Genomic DNA, 12,464 nt, shown 5'->3' with positions numbered 1-12,464 from the left:
GCACGATGAGTTCTGAAATGATCCTTTCTATTGCCGATCAGAGCGTCATGGCGATTTTAATGATCGGTGGTCCGATTCTCATTCTTTCACTCGTGGTTGGCTTGATTGTCAGCATTTTTCAAGCGGCAACTCAAATTCAAGAGCAGACACTGGCATTTATTCCTAAAATTGTCTCAGTTCTGTTCGGCCTAATCTTGTTCGGGCCATGGATGCTTTCGAAAATGCTCGCATTCGCTCAAAATATTTTTGCAAATCTACCGAACTTCATTCGATAGAAAAGGAATTGAGAAATCTTGTCATTAGTTAATGCGATCCCACTATTTTTATTAATCTTAGCGCGAATGACAAGTTTTATTGTCACGATGCCTATTTTTTCATATCGGACGATTCCTGCGCCGGTGAAAATCGGACTTGCAGCGGTACTTGCACTGCTCGTCGATGTGACCCTGCTTAATGGCCAGTCTGTTCCGCTTGATGGGCGTTTCATTTTGCTTTTGTTGAAAGAAGTGTTAGTCGGATTAACGATGGGATTTGTTGCCGGGATCATTACCTATGCAGTACAGCTCGCCGGTGCATTTATTGATATGCAGATTGGATTTGCGATTGCAAATGTCATCAGCCCGGAGAGCGGTGTACCTACACCTCTGACCGGTCAGTTCCTTTATGTTTTGCAGCTGCTTTTCTTTCTTGGCGTTAATGCACATCATATGCTGATTAACGGTGTTCTTTACAGCTTTCAATTGATTCCGGTGAATGAGCTTGGTGTTGCGTTTGGCAGCGGCTCAACGGCTGAATTCGTTTCCCGTGTTACAGCACAAATGTTTCTGATCTCAGCACAGCTCGCAATACCTATTGTCGGATGCCTTTTTCTTGTGGATGTAGCCGTCGGACTGGTTGCACGGACTGTACCGCAAATTAATGTTTTCGTTGTCGGACTGCCGCTTAAATTGCTGGTTGGATTTGCCGTGATGCTGGTTGTTTTTCCGGCACTGATCGGGCTGTTTCAAATTATTTTTGAATCGATGACATCAATATTTAGTGATTTTATGCGCCTTTTAGGGAGTTAGAAGGATGATGAAACTGCGCTATTCGGTAGACCTGCAGTATTTTGCTGGTGAGAAAACTGAAAAAGCAACGCCGCATAAACGTGAAGAGGGCAGAAAAAAAGGACAAGTTTTTAAAAGCGCTGATTTGTGTACGGCAGTTAGTCTGCTTGCCTTTTTCTTATACTTTCGATTTGCCGGCGGTGGAGTCATTGAGCAGCTCGCAAAAATGATGGGGCAATTCTTTAATGTAAACTTGGGTATGTCCGTAACTGAGCAGAATTTACACAAGATGTTCACTGATCTTTCAATCCAGGTATTGAAACTGCTTTTGCCAATTCTGATCATTGCGTTGGTTGTCGGTGCGGCATCACAAATTTTTCAAGTGGGCTTCCTTTTTCTTCCCGAGTCATTAATGTTTAAAGGTGAACGGATCAGCCTGCTCAAGGGACTCAAAAGAACTTATTCACTTCGTGCGATTGTTGAATTACTTAAGTCAATGCTTAAGATTGTTTTCGTCGGTATAATCGCATTTGCTATTCTGTGGATGAATCGTCAATCAATAGTCCAATCGGTCAGTCAGCCGCTTCTGGAGAGTGTCCGTTCCTTGTCGCAAATCATGTTGAACATGGGAATTGCTGTTTCAATAGCGCTGATTGCATTGTCGCTGCTCGATTATCTCTATCAGAAATATGATTATGAGAAAAACATGCGTATGTCCAAACAAGATATTAAGGACGAATTCAAAACTATTGAAGGAAACCCGCAAATAAAATCAAAGATTAAGGAACGGCAAAGGCAGATGGCACTCAACCGTATGATGCAGGAAGTGCCGAACGCGGATGTTATTATTACAAATCCAACACACTTCGCCGTTGCACTGCAGTATGACGCAGAAGAAATGACTGCGCCGAAAGTGATCGCAAAAGGAGCGGATCTTATCGCTTTGCGGATCAAGGAAATAGCCAAAGAGAATCAAATTGTTATTGTTGAAAAAAAGCCGCTTGCACGGGCACTTTACCATCATCTTGAGATAGGCGACAGCATACCTGAAGAATTCTTCAAAGCGGTTGCTGAGATCCTTGCCTATGTATACCGTTTAAAAGGCAAAGCCTGATCGGAAAGGAGGAAAAACGATGAAAACGAGAGATTATATTGTGATGATCGGTGTCGTGTTAATCGTGATGATGCTGATCATTCCATTACCGTCATCTTTATTGAGTTTCTTAATTATCATAAATATTTCCCTTGCACTTGTTGTTCTTCTTGTCACACTTAATGTAACGGAATCTCTCGATTTCTCGGTGTTTCCTTCACTATTGTTGATTATGACTTTGTTCCGGATCGCCCTTAACGTGTCAACGACTCGCTTAATCCTTACTGAGGGTGATGCCGGCCGTGTTATCGAAGCGTTCGGGCAATTTGTTGTAGAGGGAAACATCATTGTTGGCCTCGTCGTTTTCTTGATTCTTATTATTGTCCAATTCATCGTCATTACAAAAGGTGCCGAACGTGTGGCAGAAGTAGCCGCCCGTTTTACATTGGACGCAATGCCTGGAAAACAGATGAGCATTGATGCTGACATGAACGCGGGACTGATTAACGATCAAGAAGCCAAACGTCGCCGAGAAAAAATTACACGTGAAGCCGATTTCTACGGGGCGATGGACGGAGCCAGTAAATTTGTCAAGGGCGATGCAATTGCCAGTATGATCATTGTGGCCATTAACCTGATTGTCGGCATGATCATTGGTGTCATGCAGCAAGGAATGAGTCTCGCCGATGCGGCGCAAAATTTCAGCTTGTTGTCGGTTGGCGATGGAATCGTCAGCCAGATACCTGCTCTTCTGATTTCGACGGCCACTGGTATTATTGTGACACGTTCGTCTTCTGAGAACAATATGGGAAAAGAAGTGTCAGACCAGCTCATGGCCTACCCGATCATGCTGATTATTGCTGGTTGCGTGATTTTCATTCTTGGTTTGACTCCAATTGGTCTGTTGTCCACGCTTCCAATCGCGTTAATTCTTGTCATCTCAGGTCTGCTTATTCGCAGACGCAGGGTCAATGTCGAGCAGGACGCGACTGCTGAAGAAGACAAGAAAGCTGAAGAAACATTTAAAAGTCAAGAAAATGTGATGAATCTTTTACATATGGATCCTGTCGAATTTGAGTTTGGCTATGCACTTGTGCCCCTTGCCGATAGTTCACAGGGCGGGGATTTGCTTGATCGAATCGTCATGATCAGACGTCAATTAGCGCTGGAGCTTGGGTTCGTGCTGCCAGTTGTTCGAATTCGTGATAATATACAGCTTGAACCAAGCAGCTACCGAATTAAAATTAACGGCAGTGAGGTTGCAAAAGGCGAATTGCTTCCTGATCACTATCTTGCAATGAGTCCGGGAATTGAAGATGAGTCGATCAAGGGTATTGAGACCCTCGAGCCTGCCTTTGGGCTTAAAGCACTTTGGATTGATGAGCAAACGAAGGAACAGGCGGAGCTGTCAGGTTATACTGTAGTTGATCCTCCATCTGTTGTATCTACTCATTTAACTGAAGTTATGAGAAAGCATGCTTATGAACTCGTTGGTCGGCAAGAGACGCAGCAGCTCGTTGATCATTTGAAAGAGCAATACCCAGCTTTAGTTGATGCCGTGATTCCTGATCCTTTATCGGTTGGTGATGTACAGAAGGTCTTAGTTAATTTATTGAAGGAAAATTTGTCAATTCGAAACTTGCCGATTATCTTTGAGACGCTGGCGGATTACGGACAGATGACTAAAGAGACAGGACTGTTGACAGAATATGTACGGCAGTCCTTGTCACGACAAATTACGGAACAGTTCACTAGTCAAGGAGAAACACTAAAGGTACTGACACTCAGTCCTGATCTTGAACGAAAAGTGTCTGATTCTGTACAGAAGACGGAGCATGGAAATTTTCTTGCATTAGATGGATCGACAACGTCACAATTACTGAAGAACTTGTCTGCCTCCATTGAAAAATGGGCGGATTTGGAAAGTGATCCGGTTATACTCTGTTCACCAGCCGTACGTATGTATGTCCATCAATTAACCGAACGATATTTTCCAAATGTTCGAGTCCTATCTTACAACGAACTAGAGACGAATGTTGAAGTTCAAAGTATTGGGGTGCTGAGCGCAGCATGAAAATGAAAAAGATTATTGCACCGACCATGGCACAAGCAATTGAAAAAGTAAAACAAGAATTGGGCAGCGATGCAGTTATTTTCCACACAAAAAAGGTGACCACAGGAAAGTTTTTCAATTTGTTCAAAAAGGAAAACGTTGAAGTGTTGGCTGCCAGTGATTCAGAAATGGATGTGCCGATTAATAAACCAAGAAAAATAACCGATGTAAGAGATAAGGAAGTTATGTCTCATCATCGTTCAGCAGCAGATAGCGGAATGCCATTTAGACGCGTAAGTGAAAAAGTGGACCGACTTTTTACTGCACCTGATTTAATTGAAGAACTGCGCGGCAAACTTTTAGATCGAGGAGTAATTAGCAGTGATCTAGATGCATTAACTCAGGTGTTGATCAAAAAATGGTATCAGAGTGACGAGCGTATGACTCGAGAAGAAATGATCCAAGTAATAAAGGGCCGATTGGTTCAAAATCTTGATCCCACCCGCTTTCAAACATCTGTACTTAGTAATCGCTATATTATGCTCGTCGGGCCAACCGGTGTTGGCAAGACGACAACCTTGGCGAAACTTGCCAGTCGTGCAGTTTTGGACGAGGGGAAAAAAATAGCTTTTATAACTACGGATACGTACAGAATTGCAGCTATTGATCAATTAAAGATGTATGCAAATATTCTCGGCGCACCAATTGAAATTGCATACACAGATCATGATTTTCATGAGTTGATGCAAAAATTAGCCCACTATGATCAGATTTTTATTGACACTGCAGGGCGCAACTTTAAAAATGGCGCCTATATAAACGATTTGATCCGCTTGATTCAAGATGAGTCTCAAATTGGCATGTTTTTAGTCCTCTCGGCGACTATGAAACTTGAGGATATGAATATGGTCATTCAACAGCTTGATCCATTACATCTTTCACAGTTAATTCTCTCTAAAATGGACGAGACTTTATCTTATGGTGCGATAATCAGCATGCTCTTGAAGCATCGGCAGTTAAACGTTTCATACATAACAAACGGACAAGATGTACCTGATGATTTAAGTAATCCGAATCTTCGAGAATTGATTAATCTATTATTGGGTGATTCAAATGATAAATGATCAGGCAGAGAAATTAAGAATGCGCATTTCCCAAGAAAAAGATACAATTCAGACCGCGCCAATCATTGGTATTGCCAGTGGTAAAGGCGGAGTTGGAAAGTCTGTTTTTTGTGTCAATTTTGCTTTAGCACTTGGAGAATTGGGCAAAAAAGTTTTGATTATTGATCTGGATATTGGAATGGGAAATATTGAACAAATAATAGGCAGAAATGAAAATACTAATATTGTGGACGCGATAAAAAGCGAATGGCCATTCCAGCAGGTTCAGGTGGGTGTAACGCCAAATTTTTCATTCATCGCTGGCGGTTCTGGACTTTCCAACTTGTTTCATATGAATCAAAATTATTTAACTTTCTTTGTTGAACAACTTGAATTAGTGAAACGCCAATTTGACTTTATTCTTTTCGATTTTGGAGCGGGTGCGTCTGAGGATATGCTTCATTTTATGCTCGCAGTAAATCGCTTGATTCTCATTACAACGCCTGAACCACCGGCAATGGCAGACAGCTACTCATTAATGAAAATGGTGTACGGCTTGAAGAAAGACTTGGAGATCTCATGTGTTGTCAATCAAATTTTTAATCGCAGAGAGGGCATGGATTCGTGGCAGCGGCTGTCATCAGTCGCTGAGCGGTTCTTAGGTAATTCGCCGACATGGCTTGCTTCTTTGCCAAAAGACCATAATCTTTTGATGTCCGTACGAGAACAAGTTCCGTGCATGCTCAGCAGGCCGCGTGCCCACTACTGTGTTAACATGAGGCTGCTTGCTCGCTCCTTCCTTGTTCAGTGCATTGGGCAGGCGGAGCATAAAAAAACGGGATCATTTACGGATAAAGTCAGAACTTATTTTGGGTTGCTAAGGAGGAACGAGCGATGAATCAGATTAAGGTGCTCGTTGTCGATGATTCTGCATTTATGAGGCAAACGATTAAAGCAATGATTGAAGAAGACCCTATGCTGCAGGTGGTGGCGACGGCAAGGGACGGCAAGGACGCTCTTGAAAAATTGTTTCATTATCATCCTGATGTGATCACCCTTGATATTATCTTGCCAGGAGACAAGGATGGGCTTGGGGTTTTAAATGATATTATGGGGCTGCAGCCTACACCGACAATTATGGTCAGCGGAGCTTCAGATGAAAATGCAAATTATGTTATTGAAGCAATGAGCAGAGGCGCTTTCGACTTTATATTTAAGCCATCTGGGAAGCTTTCTGATATGGAACATATTGAGTATGAACTGCAGGCCAAAATCAGACAGGCGGCAGTATCAAGGATTAGAGTGGGAGAACCTGTACGGATTAGTGAAAAGAAGGACGTATTAGAGATATCTCGAAAACGTTCGTTGAGCAACTCAATAAAAAGCTCTCCCATTGTACTCATTGGTACTTCTACCGGCGGACCGAAGGCATTACAGTCTGTTGTGCCTAGACTGAACAGCAACTTGCCGGCGCCAATACTTATTGTGCAGCATATGCCGCCTCGATTTACAAAATCGCTTGCTGATCGGCTCAATCGAATGTCACCTCTTTCTGTAACTGAGGCTGCAGAAGGAGAACTGCTTGAAAATGGGCATGCATACGTTGCACCCGGCGGTTTGCATTTGCTGATTGAAGAAGACGAACAAAAACGCCTTAAAGTGCGTCTGTCCGATTCACCGCCTGTAAATGGGGTGCGTCCATCTATAGATGTTACACTGCAATCACTTGCAACATTGCATGGTTATTCCTATGTTGTCTCGATACTGACTGGAATGGGTAAAGACGGTGCTAAAGGAATTACCGAACTATGTGCCGCGGGAAATGATGTGCACGCCATCGCTGAGTCCGAAGAGACATGTACAGTGTTTGGCATGCCAAAAGCAATGATTGAGACAGGACAGGTAAATGAAATTCAGCCTTTATACCATATTTCCGAAGCGATCTGCAGTCAATTCGGATTACAGGGAGATGAATAATCATGGATATGAGTCAATATTTAGGCGTGTTTCTTGACGAGGCAAGAGAACATTTGCAAAACTTGAATGATAAACTGATGACACTGGAGCAGAATGCGGACGATCCTGAACTGATTAATAGTATTTTCAGATCTGCACATACATTAAAAGGAAGCTCCGGACAAATGGGCTTTCAAAACATGATGGAACTGACGCACATCATGGAAAATGTATTCGATGCACTTCGTCATCAAAGTATTCGTGTCAATTCAGAGATGATCGATGTTCTTTTTGAAGGAATGGATCATCTTGAAGCAATGGCCGACTCAATTGAGCAGAGCGGCAGTGATGCATGTGATGTAGCCGCTACCGTACAGAAGCTTCAAGCCATCACTTCGGGTGGACAGACCAATTCGAAACAAGCAGAAAAGAAAACGGAAACGAGTAGTTCCAATGCATCCATTCATGGAGAAACTATAAATCTAACGGATTATGAAAAAGAAGTTATTTCTCAAGTCCAGGAACAAAAAATGCAAGTTTTTGAAACAGTTGTCGTGCTAAATAAAGATTGCGTGCTCAAAGCGGCAAGAGCGTTAATGATCTCCAATGCTATAGAAGAGATTGGGACAATCATCGGCACACGTCCTTCAACAGAAGAAATTGAGAAAGAAGCATTTGATCAGCAACTGGGCTTTCTAATTGCAACGGATACTGAAGAACAGCAAGTTCTGGAAAAAATAAATGGAGTTTCAGAAATTGCAAAAGTTACAGTAACCCCTATAACTACTGTAGAAGAAAAGCAGCCAGTTGAACAGAGTCCGCTGGCACAGGAGATTGGTTCGAAGAAACAGGAAAAACAAGCAAAGGTTCCTAATAAATCGGCGAGTGCTCATCAGCCGGTTGCCGTAGCTAAAACGATTCGTGTAAATCTTGATCGAATTGACCAGTTGTTGAATCTATTTGAAGAATTAATTATTGATCGCGGACGGCTTGAAAAAATAGCTTCCGAAATTGATAGTGGAGATCTTAAAGACACGGTTGGTACAATTAAACGCGTGTCAAATCAGCTTCAGGAAACCATTCTCAATTTGCGTATGGAGCCGATTGAACAAGTATTCAACAGGTTTCCAAGAATGGTTCGCAGTCTGTCTAAGGAACTGAATAAGAATGTAAACTTTGTCATAAAAGGCGCTGAAACTGAACTGGACCGCACAGTAATCGAAGAATTAGGCGACCCACTCATGCATATGATTCGAAATTCAATGGATCATGGCATTGAAACACCGGAAATTAGGATAGAAAAAGGAAAAGACCCTCAAGGAACGCTGTCGCTCAGTGCTTTCTATAGCGGAAATCATGTTTTTGTAGAAATTGAGGACGATGGTGCAGGGATTAATCGAGAAAAAGTACTTTCTAAAGCGATTGAGAAAAATGTCGTCACGAAAGAAGCTGCGAAAAAATTGACTGACAAAGATGTATATCATTTACTTTTCGCTTCCGGCTTCAGTACTGCGGACAAAATTTCAGACATTTCAGGTCGAGGTGTTGGTCTCGATGTAGTTGAAAGCAAGATCCACTCATTAAGCGGCACCGTTGAAGTAGATTCTGCACCCGGAATTGGATCAAAATTCACGGTGAAATTACCATTGACTTTATCGATTATAAATGCACTGCTTGTGCAATGCCATGAAGAAATTTATGCAATTCCTATCTCATCGATTGCTGAAACAGCACTAAAACGAAATATTGAGATGCTGACAATCCATGATCAGAACGTTATGGAATACCATGAACAAATTGTACCGATTGTTAATCTTGATGAGTATTTATCAATTCGCTCTGAAGTTAAAGAGGGCAGTCAAGAGGACAACCAGAGAGGTTCATCTGTAGTAATGGTTCATCATGGCGATAAGCATGTTGCCTTGACTGCAGACAAATTACTTGGTTATCAGGATATTGTCGTGAAACCGCTTGGCAAGTATCTGAAAAATGTGTCGGGTTTTTCAGGCGCAACGATACTCGGCGACGGCAAGGTTGCCTTGATTATTGATTGCCAGGCAATCATCGCAAAACAGAAGAAAAAGTACTTGAAAGAACAAGCTTGAGGAGGGTGTCACATGGCAGATCAGGATGAAATCATGAAGGTAATACTGTTTGAAATGAATGCTGAAACGTACGGAGTACCGGTAGAACAAGTATTGTCCATTGAAAAAGTAGATACCATTACACGTCTTCCAAATGCAGCTTCATTCATTGAAGGTGTGATGAATTTGCGCGGATTAATCATACCCATTGTTGACGTTCGCCGGCGCTTTCAAATGGGTGAATCTGAAGTAACAAAAGAAAGCCGAATCATCGTTGTTGACGTAGAGGAAATGAAAGTCGGGTTGCTTGTTGATACTTCTAAAGAGGTCTTAGATATTGAAAAAGGTAAGATTGAAAAGGCACCGGAAATTATCGGCGGACCGTCTGCGACCTATTTAAATGGCGTCGCTCAAATTGGAGAAAACAAATTGCTGCTCCTCCTGAATCTTGATCAAGTGCTTAATCGAGATGACGTTGCAGCTCTGCAGAAAATAGAGGGCTGATTCATGCACAACTTAAATGAATTGCGAACCCCGCATCTTGATTTGCTTAAGGAATCAGGGAACATCGGTGCTGCACATGCTGCTTCATCTTTGTCCGTTCTATTAAATAAACCGATTGACATGAGAATCCCGTCTGTTCACGTGATGCCCATTGCCGATTTAATTGATAACGACGCTGAAAAACATGTCGCTGCCTCTTACATTCAAGTGGATGGCGGATTTAGGGGCTTTTTCTTCATGATGTTTGCTGTTGATCAGGCGAATATGCTGATAGAAGAACTTGTTCCTGGCAGTAATGTACTTGACGATGCCATGGGCAAATCAGCGTTTTGCGAAATCAGCAACATTCTTTGCGGCTCCTACTTGTCAGCGTTGGCATCTTTTCTCAACATTCCTCTTACCCAGTCACCGCCGGTTTATGCAGTGGATATGGCGGGAGCAATTCTGAGTGAGGGCTTAGTTGAATTATCACTATATGATGAATCTGCACTGCTTATTGATGCTGTTCTCTTTGATCGACAGAGAGGAAGCAGACTGAATGGCGAATTCTTATTTCTGCCCTTTCCTGATTCTTTGGATGCGATTTTTGACATCGCAGAAGGGAAGTATTCCAAGTGATCCACGTCGGTCTGTCTGAGATTAAATTTGCCGAATGCCCGGAGACACTGAAAACACTTGGCCTTGGGTCATGTGTTGGCGTCGTGATTTACCATGATCAGAAACAAGTTGCCGGAATGGCCCATGTTATGCTGCCTGATTCATCGCTCGCTCGAACAACGACGTATCCACTTGGAAAATATGCGGACACTGCTGTTCCTGCATTACTAAAAAAGATGACGGAGTATTATGATTGCCCAATTTCTCAGTTGAAAGCAAAAATTGCCGGGGGTGCAGAGATGTTTAAAACGACGAAATTGCTTCCGATGGGGAGTATTGGAAGCAGAAATGTTGAAGCAGTTAGGAATCAACTCTCTGCGCATCATATTCCGGTAGTTGCAGAAGAAACGGGTGCTGATTATGGACGAACTGTTGAGTTTTTGACGGAAACCTGTAACTTGACGATTCATGCTATATTTAAGGGGAAACGTATCATTTAAGTAAACAAAGGAGGGAAGACAATTGGGAAAGTCCGAAACCATGGAATCAAAGTATTGGGACCGCTGGATTCAGTCCCATGATGCAGAGGCCGCAAATTGTCTTCTTGAACTCTATATGCCCCTTGTTAATTACCACGTACAGCGGATCGGGTCCGGATTGCCGCGAAATATCGACCGTGGCGAACTTCAAAGTTTCGGTTTGCTTGGACTTTACGATGCCCTGGAAAAATTTGATCGTCAGAGAGACTTAAAATTTGATACATACGCATCGTTTCGAATTCGTGGAGCAATTTTAGATGGATTGCGCAAAGAAGATTGGATGCCGCGATCAACACGTGAGAAAAGCAAAAGAATTGAAAAGGCAGCGGAGCAAATTGAACAAGCCAAAATGCGATCTGCAAAACTGGAAGAGGTAGCTGATGTTTGCGGCCTGTCTCCAGAAGAAGTGTCGCAGGTCTTATCCGAGAGCTTGCTGTCCAATCTAATTTCACTTGATGACAGCTCCTCAGGAAAAGGAGGCGAAGGTTCGTCGTCTTCTATTGAAGATAATCATGCGGTGCTTCCGGAAAAACGTTTGGTAGATCAGGAGGACCGGGCACAGCTTGCAAAAGAAATTGACAAACTCAGTGAGAAAGAACGGTTAGTTGTTTCTCTCTTTTATTTTGAAGAACTTACGCTAACTGAAATTGGGCAGATTTTAAATCTATCGACTTCACGTATCTCGCAAATTCATAGTAAAGCGCTTTTCAAACTGCGCCAATATCTTAGTGCAAATGAAATGAAAACTACATAAATAATGTGAGGTGAATGCATTGACAGCTTTTTGGGTAACACTTAATTTTGTTTTACTGCTTTTAGCTCTATATCTCATTTTGCATCTCTATCAAAGAATCAGAATTCTGCAGCAAGACCTGTCGTCGCAAAACATTGAAGAAGCCAAAAAAACCTTTGCCGAGCACATTGAGGCAGTTCGCGTGGAAAATGAGCAATTTCTTTCAGAAGTAAGGGCACTGCTAACGAAACATGCTGCTGAACAAGCAAGCGTATCTAAAACTAAGCGTACAAGAAAAACAAATTCAAGAGCGAAAACAGCTGCGTCGAAACAGAAAGAATCTGATACAGAAGGATCAGATCAATCTTTTGCCAAAACGCTAAATAATGCTGAATTGGTGCAATCCATGAGGGAATCAACGAGCAAAAAAACAGACCCATCTGTTAATCTTGAGGAAAGTAACGAAGGATGGATGCCCCCGATCGAGGATATTAAGGACCAAGTAGAAGAATCTCCGTATCTGAAAGCAATGAAATTAAAAAATAAAGGCTATTCAGATACGGAAATTGCTAAAGAAATGAATCGTGGAACCGGCGAGATCGAACTGCTGCTTAAATTGCAAGGAAAAGTTCAATCCTAATCTTGCTATGTTGTTTAGAGTATGGTATAGTTACGTTTGGTGTCAATCACACACGTCTGTTGATTTATGCGCGGGTGCTGAAGCGATTCAGCCGCACACGAAAATGATGCAGACGG

13 protein-coding genes are annotated in these 12,464 nt (G+C 42.4%); all 13 read left to right on the top strand.

Annotated elements, in window-relative coordinates; genetic code table 11:
- The first annotated feature begins 5 nt into the window (after positions 1–5).
- Genes fliQ through AC1MBV_RS02020 form a run of 13 tightly spaced genes read left to right on the top strand, consistent with a single transcriptional unit; the run spans position 6 to position 12,348 of the window.
- Entirely contained in the window at positions 6–275 is a 270-nt protein-coding gene (gene fliQ / locus AC1MBV_RS02080; protein ID WP_255746277.1) for a flagellar biosynthesis protein FliQ, read from the top strand.
- Between the two features lie 18 nt (positions 276–293).
- The gene (gene fliR, locus AC1MBV_RS02075) at positions 294–1,067 is read left to right on the top strand and encodes a flagellar biosynthetic protein FliR (RefSeq protein WP_255746280.1); all 774 of its coding nucleotides are present in this window, start codon (positions 294–296) and stop codon (positions 1,065–1,067) included.
- Positions 1,068–1,071: 4 nt separating this feature from the next.
- Entirely contained in the window at positions 1,072–2,160 is a 1,089-nt protein-coding gene (flhB, locus tag AC1MBV_RS02070) for a flagellar biosynthesis protein FlhB (RefSeq protein WP_255746282.1), read from the top strand.
- A 19-nt stretch (positions 2,161–2,179) separates the two neighbouring features.
- Positions 2,180–4,213, top strand: coding sequence for a flagellar biosynthesis protein FlhA (flhA, locus tag AC1MBV_RS02065; RefSeq protein WP_255746285.1), 2,034 nt, complete (start codon positions 2,180–2,182; stop codon positions 4,211–4,213).
- Positions 4,214–4,215: 2 nt separating this feature from the next.
- Complete coding sequence (locus tag AC1MBV_RS02060) at positions 4,216–5,316, top strand: flagellar biosynthesis protein FlhF (protein ID WP_480947449.1); 1,101 nt, start codon at positions 4,216–4,218, stop codon at positions 5,314–5,316.
- Positions 5,306–6,193 carry a P-loop NTPase gene (locus AC1MBV_RS02055; protein WP_480947448.1) on the top strand — a complete coding sequence of 296 codons (888 nt, stop codon included), beginning with the start codon at positions 5,306–5,308 and terminating at the stop codon, positions 6,191–6,193. Before AC1MBV_RS02060 ends, AC1MBV_RS02055 begins: the two co-directional genes overlap by 11 nt.
- The gene (locus tag AC1MBV_RS02050) at positions 6,190–7,272 is read left to right on the top strand and encodes a protein-glutamate methylesterase/protein-glutamine glutaminase (protein ID WP_480947447.1); all 1,083 of its coding nucleotides are present in this window, start codon (positions 6,190–6,192) and stop codon (positions 7,270–7,272) included. Before AC1MBV_RS02055 ends, AC1MBV_RS02050 begins: the two co-directional genes overlap by 4 nt.
- 2 nt (positions 7,273–7,274) lie before the next feature.
- Entirely contained in the window at positions 7,275–9,356 is a 2,082-nt protein-coding gene (locus tag AC1MBV_RS02045; RefSeq protein WP_480947446.1) for a chemotaxis protein CheA, read from the top strand.
- A 12-nt stretch (positions 9,357–9,368) separates the two neighbouring features.
- Positions 9,369–9,839 (top strand): chemotaxis protein CheW, encoded by a 471-nt coding sequence (locus AC1MBV_RS02040; RefSeq protein ID WP_255746294.1) that lies wholly within the window; start codon positions 9,369–9,371, stop codon positions 9,837–9,839.
- A gap of 3 nt (positions 9,840–9,842) precedes the next feature.
- A complete protein-coding gene (locus tag AC1MBV_RS02035; RefSeq protein ID WP_255746296.1) occupies positions 9,843–10,457 on the top strand; it encodes a chemotaxis protein CheC in 615 nt (204 codons plus the stop codon).
- Positions 10,454–10,936 carry a chemotaxis protein CheD gene (locus AC1MBV_RS02030; RefSeq protein ID WP_480947445.1) on the top strand — a complete coding sequence of 161 codons (483 nt, stop codon included), beginning with the start codon at positions 10,454–10,456 and terminating at the stop codon, positions 10,934–10,936. Before AC1MBV_RS02035 ends, AC1MBV_RS02030 begins: the two co-directional genes overlap by 4 nt.
- Before the next feature lie 40 nt (positions 10,937–10,976).
- Positions 10,977–11,729 carry a FliA/WhiG family RNA polymerase sigma factor gene (locus AC1MBV_RS02025; protein WP_255746624.1) on the top strand — a complete coding sequence of 251 codons (753 nt, stop codon included), beginning with the start codon at positions 10,977–10,979 and terminating at the stop codon, positions 11,727–11,729.
- 19 nt (positions 11,730–11,748) lie between these two features.
- A complete protein-coding gene (locus AC1MBV_RS02020) occupies positions 11,749–12,348 on the top strand; it encodes a hypothetical protein (protein ID WP_480947444.1) in 600 nt (199 codons plus the stop codon).
- Positions 12,349–12,464: the final 116 nt, after the last annotated feature.

The organism is Sporolactobacillus sp. PKPK-6 (assembly GCF_056678885.1).
The sequence above is the reverse complement of the archived record's forward strand: the minus strand, read 5'-3'. Positions and strand labels throughout refer to the sequence as shown.